At 48.0% G+C, this 19,047-nt stretch carries 10 protein-coding genes and 1 pseudogene; 6 read left to right on the top strand and 5 right to left on the bottom strand.

Translation table 11 applies throughout. From position 1 onward, the window contains the following. The first annotated feature begins 36 nt into the window (after positions 1 to 36). Complete coding sequence (locus EBA_RS16090; protein WP_192375655.1) at positions 37 to 615, top strand: hypothetical protein; 579 nt, start codon at positions 37 to 39, stop codon at positions 613 to 615. 65 nt (positions 616 to 680) lie between these two features. Beyond that, positions 681 to 1,472 (top strand): MORN repeat-containing protein, encoded by a 792-nt coding sequence (locus tag EBA_RS16085; RefSeq protein WP_192375654.1) that lies wholly within the window; start codon positions 681 to 683, stop codon positions 1,470 to 1,472. A gap of 155 nt (positions 1,473 to 1,627) precedes the next feature. Here EBA_RS16085 and EBA_RS16080 read toward each other — a convergent pair whose 3' ends face one another. From EBA_RS16080 to EBA_RS16070, 3 genes are all read right to left on the bottom strand, one after another. After that, entirely contained in the window at positions 1,628 to 2,119 is a 492-nt protein-coding gene (locus EBA_RS16080; protein WP_192375653.1) for a hypothetical protein, read from the bottom strand. Between the two features lie 26 nt (positions 2,120 to 2,145). After that, a complete protein-coding gene (locus EBA_RS16075) occupies positions 2,146 to 2,838 on the bottom strand; it encodes a GNAT family N-acetyltransferase (RefSeq protein ID WP_192375652.1) in 693 nt (230 codons plus the stop codon). A 106-nt stretch (positions 2,839 to 2,944) separates the two neighbouring features. Next, a complete protein-coding gene (locus EBA_RS16070; protein WP_192375651.1) occupies positions 2,945 to 4,039 on the bottom strand; it encodes an ATP-grasp domain-containing protein in 1,095 nt (364 codons plus the stop codon). A 1,140-nt stretch (positions 4,040 to 5,179) separates the two neighbouring features. On the opposite strand from EBA_RS16070, the gene EBA_RS16065 reads away from it, so the two are divergent. Further along, complete coding sequence (locus EBA_RS16065) at positions 5,180 to 6,217, top strand: Y-family DNA polymerase (RefSeq protein ID WP_192375650.1); 1,038 nt, start codon at positions 5,180 to 5,182, stop codon at positions 6,215 to 6,217. A gap of 249 nt (positions 6,218 to 6,466) precedes the next feature. Then, the gene (locus EBA_RS16060; protein ID WP_223146698.1) at positions 6,467 to 6,649 is read left to right on the top strand and encodes a hypothetical protein; all 183 of its coding nucleotides are present in this window, start codon (positions 6,467 to 6,469) and stop codon (positions 6,647 to 6,649) included. Positions 6,650 to 7,037: 388 nt separating this feature from the next. Here EBA_RS16060 and EBA_RS16055 read toward each other — a convergent pair whose 3' ends face one another. Further along, complete coding sequence (locus EBA_RS16055) at positions 7,038 to 9,584, bottom strand: COR domain-containing protein (RefSeq protein ID WP_192375649.1); 2,547 nt, start codon at positions 9,582 to 9,584, stop codon at positions 7,038 to 7,040. Positions 9,585 to 10,354: 770 nt separating this feature from the next. Beyond that, positions 10,355 to 11,545, bottom strand: a complete 1,191-nt coding sequence (locus EBA_RS16050) for a hypothetical protein (protein WP_192375648.1) — start codon at positions 11,543 to 11,545, stop codon at positions 10,355 to 10,357. Positions 11,546 to 12,053: 508 nt separating this feature from the next. Between EBA_RS16050 and EBA_RS16045 the strand changes: the two are divergent. Beyond that, positions 12,054 to 12,254: pseudogene (locus tag EBA_RS16045) on the top strand (IS21 family transposase); the annotation flags it as partial. Between the two features lie 382 nt (positions 12,255 to 12,636). Further along, positions 12,637 to 19,047 carry a type I polyketide synthase gene (locus EBA_RS16040; protein WP_192375646.1) on the top strand — a complete coding sequence of 2,137 codons (6,411 nt, stop codon included), beginning with the start codon at positions 12,637 to 12,639 and terminating at the stop codon, positions 19,045 to 19,047.

Here is a 19,047-nt window from a genome sequence, read left to right as displayed (position 1 = left end):
CAAGATACTTAATTTCTGAACTCAAGGAGCTAAACCGTGACGAGAATTCGAACAATAACGTCCTTTACAAGCCTTTCGTTTCTCATTTTAGCCGCTGCCAATGTAATAGTTTCAACCCAAGCGGCCGACCTCGATAGACAGGAGCACGCATTGGCTATAATTGCGGATTTTTCTGATAAATTCTGCAAGACCGTCCCGCTCAACGGTGAAGCGGAGAATCTCGAGTTATCTGCCCAAGGCCAGGCAGAAGTAAGTAAACTACTTAGAAAAATTGCCGGCTTAGGATTTTTAGGCGCAGCGGAATACCAAAAATCAGGGTATGTCGGCGTCCTGCAACAAGATCTTGCAATGCAGCTGAAAGACAATATGACATGCAGATCGACGGTGTGGAGCGACCTCAAAGATAAACTTCTCGAACCGAAAAGGCCTCTGGCTACGACGGGCGCTAAATCTAAGCCTCCTGCCAAGACCAATGCTAACGAAATCAAAGGTAGTTCCGGAGGGCAATCGCATGATGAGGACAGGGGTTTCACCGTTAATGGAAGTTACAATAATGCCATCAAGATAAGCGGCGGAAGTGGGAACACAATCACAACCAATATAAACGAAAAGTAGCGTTGGCTCGGGCTCTAAAAATGACACTTGGTGGATTGATCTATTCCAGGTTTTGCACGTTGGTAATGCTGGTCTTCACTACCGGCTTAGCTGGCTGCGTCAGTAGCCCCAACCCAAAATATGAAAATGCCTCAAATGTCAGTAGTCTTGACTATTTTGAGTCTAAATCTATGCGTATATTTGGAAACTGCAATATTGTAGTAAATATGGTGAATAGCATTAACGCCTACGTAGATACTTCAGTGGACTGCTCTGCCGCTGGAAGTATGGGAATAGCAGATGCCGAGTATTGTCAGCAGAAGTCAAAAAGAGAATTCACGACTCTCTATCCCTCTGGAGTTTTGACAATCCCTTTATTTCCGATCTTTGCCGTGGCTAACTATATAAGTAAGGAGAGCGCTGAAAAAGATGCTGATCAAGTATTTGTAGCATGCATGGAAACGCGCGGGCATATTATAAATGGTTATGGAACATATACATTTGAAAATGGTAACAAATACCAAGGGGATTGGAGGTATGGAGCTTTTAACGGTAAGGGGGTTTTTTATTGGAAAAATGGAGGAAGCTACGAGGGACAATGGGAGGAAGGCCAGAAAAGTGGTGATGGGTTCGATATCTATAGTGACGGCGTAACGTACAAGGGAGTTTTTAATAAGAATATGAAAAATGGAAATGGCGTGATGAAATGGCCTGACGGTAGACGTTTTGAGGGATTATTTCTCGATGATAGGCCAAACGGCCTCGGGGTTTTTATCGCAGCCAGCGGGGAACGCTACGAAGGTTACTGGTCGAACGGTTGCTTTAAAGACGGAGAAAGGTGGGCCGTAGTAAGTCAAAGTGAAGCGTACTGTCGTTGATTTAAGAAACGGGAATAAGGGTACGTCACAAGGTAACCAGACGTCGTGTGGGTAGGCTTAGGGACACCGTTGGTCAAGCGGGAGTTTTAGGCACCACTAAATCCGTTAGACCAAGAAAACGCTTACATATTCGTAATTGGCAATCAAGCCTATCGCTACCCGAGCTTGGTAACGTCCATCGCTCTCAAGAATTCATTTTCAACCTCTTCAGTCGTCAGTTCATTTTTGGAGAGTAATGCATGCCCAGCAGTAATTCTGTGGGAGCCGTCGCTACCGAGCCATACAGCAACGCAAGGTCGACTATAACCCCTGGGATCGTTTGGAGCGTCCATAAGGACTTGAAGTCCTTCTGTTTTTGCATGCGTTGAAACGACACTCATCAGGGCTTTGTTGCCGATCAATTTTAGGCGACCTTTAAACGTGATTTTCCCTCTAGCTTGCACAGAGACTGTTCCAATCGCAGAAAACTCCCAAATCTCTTTCCTTATCTCGTGGGATCCATCAGGGTCTCTATAGTAGGCATACCAAGTTCCTTTGAATTGGCTTAGATCAGAAAATGACAGTAGATCAAGTTTCGTTACTAACCATGTAGCTAATGCCGACACAACAGGAGTAATCAAAGTGACCCAAATCGGAGTGTCAGCCATATTTCTTGTCCTCAACCATTTTAAGATTATTTAACTAATTCAAGACTATACATCATCCAAATATTCGGCTCAATGTACTCTGCGAAGCCACTGTTTGGTAGCACCCGAATTGGTGCGATTTGCCCCTCAACAAGGAGACGATCCCCTGTCTCGTTCAACTGAGCGCCCCATTTTTGCCAACGTTTAATGGGGGCAAGTATCCTCATGGAATTGGCGCAAATTCCCGCTATCTTTCCTCCGAGCTTCTCATGAGTGCGGATCCAAGGGTCAATGTGGTATCCATCTGGACGTCGAAGTTCAAGAAAAACTTCCGTAGGCATGTTTAGTAGAGTTGCTCCCAGGATTGGCCTGACAGGAGCTATCACATTTATGGCGCCATTCTGTCGGGCGCGTTCGAGATACTCTAAAAGCAATGCTGAAGCTATGCCTGCCCTTTGGAATCGAGGGAGTACCGTAATGGAGAGAATACAAGGAGTTTCACCACGCTCCCTTTGGCGTGGTTGCAGTAATGCTCTTTCAATAGCCCAATCCCAGCCTTCGGCTGGAAGAACATCGGGAATTGCAGTATTTGGAAGTGCGACTGCGTGCGCCACACCCACCACATTCCCGTCCTTTCTGCAAAGAGCCATGAGTTGCAAATCTGCGAATTCAGCGTCAATTGTTTCGGAATGGTCAATGCCTTTATGGTGCCCGGCTAGGAAGCTTGGCCAAATGCCCATTGATCGAAAGTGCCTCTCCCACCTGCTACGGCTAACGTATAGTTTCGGACATCGGCCAGCATCTACGATCACTATCTCCATATTTCTAACTTCGAGAGAGTCATACTTAAACAGCCTTCAATTGCATTCCAGCGACGAGCTCAGCGCCCTCATCGTTAAAGCCAATGAGCCGTAGTTGACTGACTAATGTCAAGCACTGATCGTAGGCGGACTGATATGAATCCCCCACGGTCAGAACGGCTACATATCTCTGACTCCAATTTGAATCAGAGGACCATAGATTTGCAGAAAAAAAATCACGCGAAACTGTAACGGAGTGATCGCTAGCATCTTTTGTTAGCGCACCCAAATCAAGTTGCATTGGGCCAAATATGTTCGAAGACGGTTTGGGGAAGTGAACGGCAGCCACAATGTTCGAGCGTGTTAATGGGATTTGGCGTGAGTGTTCGTGATTGTTGCAACTAAACATCGCGTCGAAAAGACGAACATACGGGTCAACACCTGTGGCCAATCGGATTAATTCCATTATTTGGTCACCAGCAGGGCGTAGCTGACCTTCGACTAGTGCCAGTTTATCTTCAGTTGTAACTATAAACTCCCAATGACTAATAGAACAGTTAATCTTCAGATCATGTAAAAGTCGTTTAATCGATGCTTCTAAGTTTGCTAAAAGTGACGGTGGGAACGACTCACTTGGGTGGTGGTGCGCGACTTCAACATGCGTTTCTCTATCAATGTATTTTTGAGTAATTCCAATTAGTTGATGATGCACATCAGTTTCTGCGGGTGTTGAAATGAATTCAGCGCTGAATTCTGCACCTGGGTGCAAGGATGCAGAACGCGGTATCATCGCTTCAACAAGTATCTCGGGAAATATACTGATGCCGAGACTATCAACATCAAGGGCCAGCTTGGTTAGCTCCTCCTTTGTTCTTGAGATTGCAACAGCAAGCTGAGCGTTGCATGATGCAACGTTAATGGCTATCGAAGCGTCAAGCGCGTTTGGCTTGACGACAAACTGCCCCTCGGACTGAAGTAGGGCTTGGTTTTCAATGTGCACAATATCCTGAAAGGTGTAGTCGCGATAGCGTATTAAGCAATATTCAACGGGGTGTAGTGTTTTGTCATCAGTACAAAGAGCATTCCATTTCTTGCGAAGTAAGTCTTTTCGCAAAACAGTGATTGCTGCCTCCGGTTCCATTGTAGGGAGGAAAGAATGTGCTGCCAAGATAGCGGCTGGGTAGACGGTATAGTCGTCTAGCCCAACTGCATACCACTGTGATGTACTTGGTAACTTGTTAAGCAGCTCCGAAACGTAATCATCCAGACTACCGTTTAGGCGATGGACTACGCTAGGTTGCTCTCCTTGGCGAGCGAGGTCGGATGTCAGCTCCTCCTGCGGGTACAGGCAAATATGAGGCTCAAAGCCAAAGCGGTAGGCTTTCTCAATAACTGCTTGGCGTCCCCATCGATGGGCACCGAAGAGGAAAAGAATTGGGGGTATAGTGGTTATAGACATTATCGAATTAAGATTGATCTGAAGGTTACTGGCCACAATATTTACATTCCACAATTCGGCATGCTAGCTGGATTTTTGAGCGAAGCCAATAACTGGCAGCAATGCGCCAGTTGGCGGTCAGAGGTAAATTCGCATTCTGTGGCAGCTTTTGGCCGCTATGTTAAGCTCAACATAGCGCCCCTATGTGTAGTACGAAACTATGAGTAGATTGTTAATCCTACCTAGATGATAGATAGAGTTCACCTGGGTTATGGCCAATATGATTAAATCGTAACTCCACATAGTTTTACCGGTGTCCTGAAGTAAAAAAATCAGTGACATCATGGATTCTAATGAATCACGTCCGGCGCCAATTTAACCAGTTGGCTATTTAAAAGCCGGTTGGCGCTCTACCGCGAGATTTCATGGTCTTTGGTATGCTCCAAACTACCGGAATCAACAATCGACCGATAATATCCGGTCGATGGCAAGTTGACGCGACATCTTCAAGTGTTGAAATTATGTGTAGTTGCGTTCGACCTTATGCCACGGATACCAAGGGCTAAGCCACAAGGTAAATTTGCAAATACACATAGGTTCGTACTACACATAGTGGCCGTAGTGACGCATTCATAAAGTCGATTTGCTTACCGAAAAGCGGCCATTCGCCGAACTTAGGAATGGAAAATTCCACCAGCATCTTCGATGGCCGGTTTTGGCCGTACCTTGGCATTCAAAATATGGGATTTTTACTACGGCCACAGCCGTGAAATATTTCATTGATTGTGGTACCGGATAAATCATCAAAAATAGCTTGCATTTTAATTCCACATAAACGCCGATATGTCGGCACGGGTGATGTCAATTCTGGAAAGCTTCTCGCCCACGGTGGAAGTGTATTCCATCGACGAAGCCTTTCTGGATTTCAGTGATCTGTCTCCCTGCACCCAAGACCCGCTCGCCTACGCGACCCAGATCAAACAAACGGTAAAACGTTATGTCGGCATTCCGGTGTGTGTGGGACTCGGCCCCACCAAAACCTTGGCCAAGCTCGCCAACTTTGCAGCCAAGAAATGGCAGCAAACCGGCGGCGTATTGAATCTGTCTGACCCGATCAGACGCGAGAAGCTGATGAAACTCGTGCCGGTCGAAGAAGTCTGGGGCATTGGTCGGCAAACGACCAAGCGTCTAAATCAATTGGGCATCCAATCAGTCTGGGATTTGGCCAACCAACCCGCGAAAACCATCCAGGCACAATTCAATGTGGTGGTCGCCCGCACAGTCATGGAACTCAACGGTATCGCCTGTCTCGATCTGGAAGAGGTGGCGCCGGATAAACAGCAAATCGTGTGTTCCCGGTCCTTTAGTCGCAAACTGACGACCCTGGACGAACTCAGCAGGGCACTGTCGGAGTACTGCACCCGCGCTGGGGAAAAATTACGTCTGCAGCAATCGGTGACCGGCTGTGTCAGTGTCTTTATCCGCACCAACCCATTTGCCGTCCATGAACCGCAATACCAACGCTCGGCGACGGTCAAGCTGGATGCGGCAACGCAAGACACGCGCACCATTATCCGGGTGGCATTGAGCAGTCTCAAAGCGGTCTATAAACCCGGCTTTGGTTATCAGAAATGTGGTGTGCAACTGAGCGCCATCCGCCTCGCTGCATCACCAGCGCAGTGCGATTTGTTTGACTTGGCGACGGGCGTGCTACCCGCCGAAAACGCGGTACTCATGCAGACTGTTGATCACATCAATCGCCGTTTTCCAAAGGCGATATCCATCGCCTCGTCAGGGTTTGAAAAAAGCTGGAAGCCCAAAGCAGAGCGCATTTCCCAACGCTATACCACCGACTGGCGGGAGTTGGTTTGGGTCAAATAGCCAATGTCGATACACTAAAGCCGATCATCCCAACCAACAGCTACAGTGGGTTGAAATGCCATATTAAGATCTTGCCCCATGTTCGAACGAAAACACAACAAGCTAGTGTCGCAAGTACGCTTTCTGAAGAGGATGCTCTTTTGCGGTTCAGTGGCCATTGGATTGATACTCCTAGCCTTAACAATTGGGGTGCTGGGCTATCACCACTTTGCGGGGTATGAATGGGTTGATGCGTTCCTGGAGGCCTAGATGATTTTAGGCGGCATGGGTCCCATCAATGCCTTGCCTTCGGATACGGCCAAAGTATTTGCCGCCTGCTATGCCTTGTTCAGTGGATTAGTATTTATCATGGTGATGGGTATTGTGTTGGCGCCACTAGCGCATCGGATGTTGCATAAATTTCATATCGATGAATCTGATTTGAAGGATTGAAACCCTTGTGCTGCCTCGTCGTAGCTATAGCTGTAAAGACCAAATTTTTTGAAAGGGTAGGTAAGGCAAATCCCGATTATGCGAATTTAAAGGGTACAAAGCTACCATTGGTGACTTCACACAATCGGCCATTATCTGACAGACAAGAAGAAAATCCCTATGGCAGCTGTTTGATCTTAAGCAGTCTTAGAGGGGTGAGTTTAAGAACCGCACTGTTTGCGAACAATACACCTGAAGGACACGGGCAGGTTGTTTACCGACCGCCATTCAAGCTCGCGCCATATCTCCCCTATTTGCTTTTTACGAGACACCTCTTGTGCATTTATCCTGCAGACTTTGCTCTCAAACAGAGGGCTGAGTGTCACCTGACTCAAACTCTACTATCCACTCATAACCCTATTGCCTCTTCGATAGCTTTCGCTGCTACTGCAACGTCGACCTTATTCGCAACATCGAGAGGCCACTTACCGGCTTTTTTTAACTGTTCCAACAATGCCGGTCCGTCACCGTTTCTGGCGGCTTTTTCCGCACCGGCGACAGCGCCTAATGCTTGATCATGCTCTGGTTCGGTTGCGGACTGGCGCAAATGACTACGCAAGACCGCTAACTCGCCGGCTAAAAGCTCGGAGTCTGCAACCTGCAACTGCTGCAATACTTGATGAAAATGGTTGCCTTCGGCTTTAGCATCAGGACCAATCGCGCCAGCTTGACCATAATTGTTATATTGATTAATCACACCAACCTCAAAACGATTGTCATTTAGCTTACTTAAAAAATCTTCCTGCGCGTTGCTTTTGATGATACCCAGCACAATGGGTAACCTATACTTGATACCGTTTTCACGATAAATTTTTTCGTCATCCCGCCAAGCATAAAGTACATTATTCCAATTGGCCCAAGATTCTTGAGTAGGCAAAGTAGAAATTCCACTGTCACTAATAAGAGCTTCGTCCGGTAAACGAATCAATTCTTCATATTCCAGTTGGGGCATGTTTGCCAAAACATCTTTGACATTCTGATAAAGCACCGAAAAATAATCCTGTAAACCCGCCCCAGTCAACCATATGGTCAAAATCCGACCGTAATCATCGCCGCGCACCAACGCACTGGCACCGCCATGATTAAAAGATTCAAGCAATACACCATGTCGCCAAACAGGGTTTTTTCTAATATCGTGATGCCGAGCCACAATCAGCTGCGGCAATAGTTGCGGTGGCAATAATCCCTCGAAGCGAAAACGAAAAGCGCGCGCCTCCCGCTCCTGAAAATCCAGCGGCGGCTCGTCACACGGTAGTACGCTTGGTATAATGAATCCAGTTTTACCTTGTGCGCTAAAGCGATAAGCCACTTTAAATGCTTCCATCGCATCCAATAGATGGCCACAACGCTCGACAGGATAAGACAATCTATTACCCAAGTTATCGACCAATTCTTGATCCTTCAGCCAAGTGAAAACATCACTTTCCAATACTTCTGAACGCTGTCGTTCGATGATTTGATACACACCATAAGTTAGCCAACGCGGATTCAACAATAACTCATCCAGCCGGTGCAAATTTGGAAAATGGATGATTACCCCCAATTTATCCAATAAATCTAGCAATACAGCTTGACCATCCTCAACAGACAACCCATGTTTGTGGCACAAGTTGCGATAATTGGATTTGGGCATAAAAGTATTTTTTGCCGAGAATCTACGCAATTCGGCAAGCACCTTAAATTCCGTCGCTGAAAATTTTTGCTGCACTTTACTGGCTTGCTGAAACTCGTCCTTTAAGGCGGAAATGAACTTCGTGAAATCGTAGCGTGGATTGTCTGGTTCGGTACAGGCCAGCTGAAAAAAGCCGCCCTTACGGATATTTGGGTATTTGCGGCGCAGCCGATTGGCGTCCCATTCCATCGGCCCCTGATCAGCTTTGTTGCCAACCAGTAAAACCGGAGATTCAGGGGCAAATGCGCGAACATGCTCCAGCCAATAATCGGCTTCGCTGCCGCCTGCAGCTGCTCGTCGTCCATCCAAGACCAATACATAAATGCAATTGGCGCGTAAAAAAAATTGATGGGTAGCATGGTACATCACTTGGCCGCCGAAGTCCCAAAAATGGATGATAAAGTCATCGCTAGGGTGATTGGAACTGGTATGGTTGTTGAAACTACTGCGATTGGCATCGAATACCGATTCCCGAACCTCAATTCCCACTGTTTTGTCGCCAATGCCCGCCACCACCGGCTGTCGATGTAAGGCATTTAATAGCGAGGTCTTGCCAGACTCCCCTGGTCCTATCAAGATCACCCGCAAGCGGTTCAATGGTTGTAGCCCACCGAATTGAGGAGCATTCGCCAATTTGAGTAAATAAGCGTTGATGGCCTCGGGTGTCTGCTGCAATTGCTCTTCGGTCAGTAAGATTTGATCGAGAACCTCCTCCAAAACGATAATTTCCCCGCGCAACCGAGCTTCGTACCAGTCGATCCAATACTGGTAGCTGGCATCGATAGCAAGCAAAGTCTTCTGCAATGCCTGCCAATGCTCAATTAATTTAGGCGGCATAGGCGTCGCTTCGGGCCATAACGGCCGATTGCTGAGTGTGTCAGCTCGCTCCGCCAGTCGTAAATCGTCGGCAATCACTTGTAACAACGCAGTGATCCCATCCGCAATAGCACTGAAGGATGCAGCAGCGTCGGCAGCAGCGTCGGCTGCTGCATCAACGTTGGCCTCGGCGACGACTCTGGCGACTTTCGCTACAGCGGCGGCGGCTCTGGCAGCGGCAACAGCGAAAACGGCGTCGTCGTCTGCGGCATAAGTGGATGCTCTAGCATCATTATCGAAGGCACTGGCGGCGGCGCTGGCAGCGGCGTAAGAAGTTCTGGCAGCAATGACGTATGCGCCTGTTATATCAAGATATGCAAATACATTGCTTACTTGACAGGAACGCAATATCTGGAAATAGAATTTAAAAGCTTTCTGTTGGTCAAATCTCTGCGAGTTCTGGCGCCAACGGTATCGTGAGAAATTTTTTTCGGGAATAGGGCTATCACTCTCAATGAGCGGTAATACCCGTAACGCCGCCCGAACCGCGACCACTATGGCCAGCTTTGGCTGCAAGCGACGAATTCGCTCCTTAAAATCTTCTATAGTTGGATAACTAGCCATTTCAAGCCACTTTTTGAAACCAGGCGGAACTTATTTGTTCGGTCATCAATTATCAAACAGTATTACTCAAGGATCAAAGACCCCCCATACGCGAACCATCAAGCCTACCATTGCTCAAAAAGTCCACTATCTCAAATTTGTAATTGGTTAATAACTCTAGTCGCAACCTACCCAGTAATCTGCTTTTGGGTAAGCACTTGCCATTTGGATATATAGCAGGTATGGCCAGTATGGGTCTGGTTGCGACCTTGGCTCGGTAAAATAATCAACGTCGGCGATAAAGAAGGACGAACTCACAGTCTCGGTCGATTACTTTGAAATAGTCGGTTTTCGGTGAATTTAGGCCAATTTCGCCTACACTCTTATTTTCAACCAATTGTATTAATAGGTAATAATTTTTAAAAAGGAGCTCTTTTTCAACAAAATCGGCCAAAAGCTCTCTATATGGATATAGTTACACTAATAGAAGGTAAGCTCCTAAAAGCTGCAGCTTAACACTTGGGCTTAGAGGCGCGACGTCAGGGGAGCGTCCCAGGAGAGCCGATTGTTATGCATTAAAAGCCGAGAACGCTCTTTGCGGCTGCTGTCGCAACACCGATTCCAATTTTTGAAGCTGTATCAAATGTCCATTTTCCTGCGGACTTTAAATATTCCATTGCTTTCGGTCCGTTGCCTGCTTCAGAGGCCTCAGCCGCAGCTTCTACTAGACCAATTGCAACACGGTGATCAGGCTCAATTGCCGCTTCCTTTAACGGAGTGAGTAGTGCCCTAAGTTCTGATGCCAATTTTGGCAAATCGAATTGTTCTGACGCTTGATTCCATACCTGTTGGAACGAATTATCATGTGCGTGAGCATTTCGTCCTACGGCCCCAGTCTGTCCTGAGACGCTATATTTGTCACCCATTACAACCTCCATATAATGATTTCTTGTTTCTGGTTCATATCGACCGTTGCTCGAAGCGTAGTCGATTTGCATTCTACTGTATAACTCTATAGTTTTATCACCTTGCGCTTTCAAAAAGTCTTGCTCAAAAAGAGAAAGCTCCTCCTCCACTACTGTATCAATTGGTCGCACAGGATCAATGTTTGCTGGCCGTGGTTGGAATTCTAGTGGGAAGGCAATATTAAACTTGAAGCCTGCATTTGTTGTTATATGGATCGTCGGAACACATATAGATGCTGTTGCACCTGACCAATATTCAGATAGACGTGATACTGAATCAGCATTACGAATAACCAGATCCAGTTTTGCAAATTCATCGTGACCATTAAACGACAACGCATTTCCAGTATTTAGCGACTCAAGGTTAAAGACTCGATAGCCGCGATTTGAAAGTATATTGGCGACAATACGTCCTTGAGTTGATTTTTTTCCTAGACCAATGAGCCCACAACTTCTTTGAAAGGCATACGGTTGATATCTAGGAGGCGGCGGTTCACCCATGTAGGTTTTTAATATGCGCATAGCGTGTAGTTGCTCACGTACCTGCCGAAAGAAAGTTCTATGCGAAAATCGTTGCTGTAGGATCCGTTGCGGAATGATCCCGTCTGGAATTCGGTCATCCATGAATACAAGCAGCGGCTTCTTGGCCCGCATTGCAAGGCTAATCTCATAAAGAATGTATTGTGACGGCCCTGATTCTCTATGTGTCAGAACGGCAATCATTCCGTCGCATGCCCGAAGATTTTGCTCAAGCTTGGCTGAATTAACCACGTCAGAAGGAGGATCGAAATTTACTACCATCCTCTCAGATTCCTCAATCAACATTCCGAAATGTCGGTTGAGAAGAGCGTCTGGCGCTCTATAACTATGTGCCCAGTATATAACGTGCATAACGAATAGGCTATTTCGTTGCTACTCTATATGGCATAACTAGTAATTAGAAAGCTTCCGTACATATACCTGAAAACGACATTTGGCATGATAATTTATTGAACTTATGAGGATTTTTACTTATGTATATCATCGGCGACAGACATCTATGGCTAGTATTGATCTAATTGTTGCCATTGAATCAGATTGAACGATAGACAGCAATGGGTCGCCATGCGACTGTCTGCTTCTCAGATTGATCGCCCGAAAGCCGTCATTGAATTCCGATACCCGATAGCTGCCGTTCGTCACTGTGTCCAACCGACCCGTTGCTGCGTGGGCTAGGACAAGCTGGCAAAGGATAGGAGTGAAAGTCCTCCACGAGACAAGGTCTAGCCCATCGTCTCGGCCCCGAGTGATGCCCGGTTACTCGCTAGGGTATCTGCGCAATGAGATCGTTGACCCGGTTTATCCGAAACGACATACCCCCAGTAAGCTCGATGCTTTTGCAGATAAGTTATCGCAATGGCTGGCAGATGAGGCTCGTAATTCCCGTAAACAACGCCGTTTTGTCAAGCAACTGCATGCCGATCTATGTGTCCTAGGTTTTGAGGGTTCGTACGATCGTGTGGCGGTGTTTGTCTGTGAAATCTGGGCAAGATTACCAGGGCGGTTCAATCTCGATGTGTCCTCTTTGCCAGAAAAGTCTCGGCGGATTCAAAATAAAGCCGGGATGCTGTCATATAACCCGCCTGAATACTAAAAATCCGCTTTATATAAAGCGGTCATTTCTAAACTAACAAGACCAATTTAATTTCTTGAGAAATAGTGTCTTAATCTTGGTGAAATATTACCTTTTTTTTTCAAGCTAATAAATCAAACTAACCCCAGAAAAATTAGTTATAAAAAGCTGTACATGAATTGTAATAAATTAATTTAAGGCAATAAGTCTATTTCCATTGGAGCTGCTTAAATAAATATATTTAATGGATCCATAGCCAGATATTTTAAAGGTAATGTAAATGAAAACAAGCAGAGTAAATTCTGATCAAACTCCAGCCGAACCTATTGCGTTAGTCGGAATTGGTTGCCGTTTTCCTGGCGGTGCACATAATCCCGAGAGCTTTTGGGAATTGCTCAAAACCGGTAGTGACGCCATTGTCGATATTCCTCAGGAACGTTGGAATTTACGTCGCTTCTACGATGCGGATACCAATAAGCCGGGCAAAATGTACGTTAAACAAGGGGGGTTTTTGCAACAGCGAGTTGATGAATTCGATGCCTTGTTTTTTGGGATTGCCCCGCGGGAAGCCGAATGTATCGATCCCCAACAACGCTTGTTATTGGAAACTAGTTGGGAGGCGTTAGAGGATGCCGGCATCCCTTATGAAGTCGTGGCCGGATCAAATACCGGGGTTTTCATCGGCGCTTTCACTTTAGACCATAAACTGACTCAAATGGGTAAGATGAATCGGCATTTGATAGGCACTCATACCGCGATTGGTTCCACCATGACTATTTTGTCTAACCGGATTTCTTACGTGTTGGACTTGCGTGGCCCCAGTATGAGCTTGGATACCGCTTGTTCGTCTTCTTTAGTGGCTTTGCACCTGGCTTGCCAAGCCATTTGGCGTGGCGAGTGTGATTTGGCGATGGCGGGCGGCGTTAACGTGATGACGCGCCCCGAATACCCGATCGCGATGTGCAAAGGCGGCTTTTTAGCGCCAGATGCGCGCAGCAAGAGTTTTGATGCCAGCGCCAATGGCTATGGTCGAGGCGAGGGGGCGGGAGTGGTGGTGTTAAAGCGCTTATCAGAAGCCTTGCGTGATGGTGATTCCATTTATGCTTTGGTGCGCGGCACGGGGGCTAACCAAGACGGCAGAACTAACGGAATTACAGTACCCAACCCGGAATCGCAAACCACGTTGATTCGACAAGTTTGCGAGCAATACGCCATCGATACCAACGACATTCACTATTTTGAAGCCCACGGCACAGGTACGCCGGTCGGCGACCCCTTAGAAGCCAATGCCTTGGGCGCCGCTTTAGGGCGACGAGACGAACAACACACCTGCTTGGTCGGTTCGGTGAAAGCCACTATTGGTCATCTTGAAGCGGCAGCGGGCGTAGCGGGAGTTATTAAAACAGCCTTGTGCTTATCGCACGGGCAAGTGCCGCCACAAGCCAATTTAAATACGCCTAACCCCAATATCCCCTTTGCAGAATTAGGCTTAAAACTGCCGCGGCAATTGGAAGCTTTTCCAACGAATGTAGCTAAAGTCTGCGCAGGCGTAAACTCATTCGGGTATGGCGGGACCAATGCCCACGCTATTTTACAAAATGCGCCGCAAGCAAAATTAACCGATCATGCTGCCGATGAATCCGGCAAAGTCTATTGCCTGCCTTTGTCGGCGCGGAGTGAAGAGGCTTTAACGGATTTGGCGAAAGCCTGGTTAGATCGTTTCGGTGAAGTTCAGTCCGCTCATTTGTCGGATTTGGGTTATTCAGCGGCATGCCGCCGAGGTCATCATAACTACCGACTGGCCATTGCCGGTGCGTCCTGGACGGAAATTCGCGGCCAGTTGCAATCTTTTGCCGAACAAGGCACAGGAGAATGGTTAGCGTCAGGTAAATTAGCCGCCGAGTCTGACCAAAAACCGGTCTTTGTTTACACCGGCATGGGGCCGCAGTGGTGGGCGATGGGGCGGGAGCTATACCACAATGAAACGGTCTACCGGACGGCAGTGGCGGAATGTGATGCGATTTTCCAACGCTTAGCGGGCTGGTCGATATTGGCGGAAATGCTCAAGGATGAACAAAATTCCAATATAACCGATACGACCATCGCACAGCCGGCCAATTTTCTGATTCAAGTGGGTTTGACCGCATTGTGGAGGTCGCTCGGCATTGAACCGGCTGCAATTGTCGGGCATAGCGTCGGTGAGGTCAGCGCCGCATATGCCGCCGGGGTGTTAAGCCTGGAAGAGGCTGTGCTGGTCAGTTACCAACGCAGCCGCATCCAGAAAAAAGCCGCCGGTTTGGGCAAGATGTTGGCGGTAGGCCTGAGCCAGGAGCAATGCGTTGGTTTATTAGAGCTGACCAATGGTGACGTTTCAATAGCGGCGATTAATAGCCCGTCATCGCTGACTTTAGCGGGTGAAGCGCACAGTTTGGAAGCCATTGCCGCGTATTTGACCGAAACAGGCGAATTCAACCGCTTCTTGCAGGTTGAAGTGGCTTATCACAGTCCTTTTATGGAACCGCTCAAGCCTGAAGTCAGAAGCGTATTGGCTGGATTAAAACCGCAGCTGCCGAAAATTCCTTTGTATTCGACCATTACCGGCGACTTAGTCACCGAGGTGCTATACGATGCCGAATACTGGTGCGACAACATCCGCGAACCCGTTTATTTTGCCAACGCCATGGCGAGTTTATTACGCGATGGGCATCGGATTTTTCTGGAAGTGGGGCCGCATCCGGTGCTGTCCACCTCCATTAAAGAATGCTGTCGCCAGCAAGCTATCCAACCACAAAGTTTTGCCTCATTGCGCCGGGGTAAAGCGGAACGCCTAACCTTAAATTTGGCTTTGGCAGAATTGTATGTGGCTGGTTGTAAAATCGATTGGCGCCAGCTTTATTCCGCCGATGCCCGCTATATCAAACTGCCGACATACCCTTGGCAACGGGAAACCTATTGGAGCGAAAACCCGGAATCCAAAGCAGATAGGGTAGGCGAGCCTATTCATCCTTTATTAGATCGTCGTTTGCCCGATCCTAGACCGACTTGGCAAAGCGCAGTTAATCGCCAATTGTTGCCATATTTAAGCGATCATCAGGTTGATGGTTTGCTGGTGATGCCGGGCGCTGCATACGTGGAAGCCGGTTTGGCAGCCTTCCAGCAATTCACCGGAAGCGCGAAATGCATATTGGAACAGCTGAATTTCCATCAAGCTTTAGTATTGGATGAAAGCGGCAACGAGCAAGTTATCCATGTTGGTTTGGACCAAGACAACGGCGAGTATAGTTTTTTTAGTCGCGATTTTGACGATCAGTTGAATTGGCGGTTGCATGCGTCCGGTAAGATTATGGCAGCTGATGAAACAAGTGTTCAGCCTATAAACCGCGACGCTATAGCCGGCCGTTGTGGTGAAACCGTCAATATCGACAAACTCTACAGCGATTTAGCCAAGCGCGGTTTGTCTTATGGCCCATATTTTCGCAGCGTTAGGCTACTGCAACGTTGCCAAGGCGAAGTGCTGGCGCGCATCGAATTAAACCCTGCCTTACTCGCCGATAATACCGATTACTGTCTGCACCCGAGTTTGTTGGACGGTTGTTTCCAGTCATTGATCGTTGCGCTCGAAGATAGCGACAAGTTCTACATGCCGGTAGCGATCAAACGCATCACTTATCATGGCAAACCCGACGCGGCTTTTTGGTGTCATGGCAAGCTCACCAGCGTCAACGATCAAGCTATAGTCGGCAATCTAAGTTTATTTGACGATGCGGGTAATCTGTTGGTTAGCGTTGAAGGCTTGCGCTGCCGTGCGCTAAGTTCGCAAAAAGAAGATCCTATCGAACAACTTAAACAATGGACTTATGCCTGGCAGTGGGTGCCACAGGCGTTGTCCAGCAACGCCGCTAAAACAGGTAACTGGCTGGTGTTTAGCGATACGCTTGGCGTTGGCGATGCGCTGTGTCGGGAGCTGGAAGCCAATCCTGGCAATCAGGTTATTCGGGTGCCGATTTCTGACGCCTATCCGCAAGAGCCACGAAACGTAAAAGCGTTGAGCGAAAATGAGCTTAACCATCTGCGTGCGGTCATGCAAAAAGCCAAAGTGGGAAATTGCGTTGGTGTGGCTTATCTATGGGGTTTGGAACACCGTGTTCATGATGACCCAATCGGCATTGACCAAGCCAGTGCAGCGTTGCAAGTTATCCAGCTATTAGCCAGTGTGTTCGACGATAAAGCGCCGCGTTTTTACATGGTCACCGAAGGCGCGCAAGTGTTATCAAAGATGGATGTTCTTGACAACATGGCGCAAACGCCGTTGATTGGGCTGGCACGCGTAGCTTTCAACGAATACCCCGCGCTCCGTAGCACGTTGGTGGATTTAGCCGCCATTAACACCAAGCCCAACGTTAACGTATTAGCTCAAGAATTGCTTGCTGACGATAACGAAGACGATGTGGCCTTACGAGGCGCTGAGCGCTATGTACACCGTTTAGAGCGGTTAGCGATTGAACCGGCGGTAGTCGAAAGACAGCACTTAAATGGCGAGGATGTCGCCGCATTCCAAATAAAAGGGCAAAGCCAAGCCGAATACCATGTCATAGCGCTGCCGCTAGCGAAAGTTGGTGAAGTGGTGGTCGCCTTGGATTACATTAACTTAACCGGCGTTACTTTAAACCCCAGTGATGATAATGACGACATCCCTGAAGGCTATTTTGCCACGGGTACGATATCCGCAGTGGCAGAGGGCGTTAGTCAGTGGTATGTAGGGGATAAAGTGGTTGTCGCTGCCAAAGGCAAACCGGCATCCCACGTAGTCTGCCCGATTGAACGAGTCTTTTCGGTTAGCCATTTTCATACCCTAACAGATGCCGAAGTCACCGCTTTAACGACTACTTTAATCCCAGCCTATTACGCTTTGCACACTATTGCTCGAGTCGCCCCCGGTGAAGCGGTGTTAATTGATGCGGAATTGGGCGCGAGTGCGATAGCGGCTCATACGATTGCCCGCTGGTTGGCGGCGCGTCCCCATTTTTATAGCAATGCTGAAGGTCTGCAATTATTGGATGGCGAACCAGTTATTAGTACCAAGCAGCCTGATATCTCAGCCTTATTAACAGATAACGATAGGGTCTTGAATGTTCGAGCTAGGGTGCATGGCGCTAATGCGGATAAGCAAACAGCTATCGATAGCTTGCTTGGTCTTGACGCCCATGAACTGATATTAGCGGATAAGGCTAGCAATCAGTCTGCGCCCGCCAAATTTAGCCGTTGTTCCGACATCAACGCCTTGAAACTGGCATTTAACGCACCTCAGTTATTCGGGAAATTGTTGGCGGAAGTGGCACAGTTATTGGAATTCCATCAAAAACCGCTTTCGTCGGCACAGATACTATCGCCGTTAGAAGGTTTAGCTTGGTTAACCGCAAACAATGCAGAGCCAAAAGTCAAAACGCCGATTTTATCCTTAGCTGATAAAAAAGACATTGCAGTGTTTGACAACAACGCCGCCCCGCTGTTTGATGCGGAAGCAGCCTATCTGATTACCGGCGGTTTCGGCGGTTTTGGCTTGGAAGCGGCGCATTGGCTGGCTAAAAGGGGCGCTAAGCATTTAGTGTTAGTCGGTCGCCGTGGCGCGGCGGATGAGAATGCCAAAGCCGCCGTGCAGTCTCTGGAGCGGCAAGGTGTAACAGTACAGGCAGTGGCCGCCGACATAGCGGACGAAATGCAGGTAGCTGGCATTCTGGCGCAAATCGCCAAGCAATTGCCGCCGTTGAGAGGTGTGCTACATGCGGCTGCGGTATTGGACGATGCGCCGATGTCTGAGTTAGATCCGGAGCGCTTGGCGAGGGTAATGAAAGCGAAAGCCTTGGGCGCTTGGCATTTGCACAAACTCACTCAAGACCATCCGTTAGAGTTTTTTATGTTGTTCTCTTCGGTTTCCGCTTTGATCGGCAATGCCCGCCAAGCCAATTATGTAGCGGCCAATACCTTCCTGGATGCGTTGGCCAGCCATCGTATAGCCTCAGGATTACCTGCTACTTCGATTAACTGGGGCGCGATTGCCACGGGTATGGCAGTGGAAAGCGTCGAAGTTGCCAAGCATTTGGAATTGATGGGTATGTACGCTATCACCGTGGAACAAGCCCTAGAAGCCTGGGCTTGTTTACGCGAAATTGACCAACCGCAATATGGTTTGATGAACTGTGTTTGGCCTCGCTGGCAAGAGTTTGAACCCACTGGCGGTAATTCCCCGCGCTTTTCAAAACTGATGACAGCCGGCGCTGCGCAGAGTAATGCGCTGACCGAGCTATGTCAAGCGATCAGCGAATTGCCTGAAGCAGAAAGGGTGGAGGCAATGAGTCATGCGGTCTCTGAACAGCTCGCGAAAATACTGCGCATACCCGTCGCTAAGATCGATCTACAACAGTCATTATCGCAGATGGGTGTGGATTCATTGATGTCGGCGGAATTGCAAGCCACGATCACTCAAGTATTCGGTGTGCGGATTTCCACTCTGGAGCTAATGCGTAGCCAAAACTTGATTCATCTGGCTAACCTGCTGATAGAGCGGACCATTTTAGCGGCGGATAACTCAACCCCGGATACGCAGGATCATGAAGCCTCATTGGTCGATCGGATGTCTTCAGATGAAATCGATATTCTGCTGAACCAAATATTGTTGGAAGAGGAGAAGTGA

The organism is Methylomonas albis (genome assembly GCF_014850955.1).
Classification (GTDB): Bacteria; Pseudomonadota; Gammaproteobacteria; order Methylococcales; family Methylomonadaceae; genus Methylomonas; species Methylomonas albis.
This window is presented reverse-complemented; position numbering and strand designations above follow the sequence as displayed.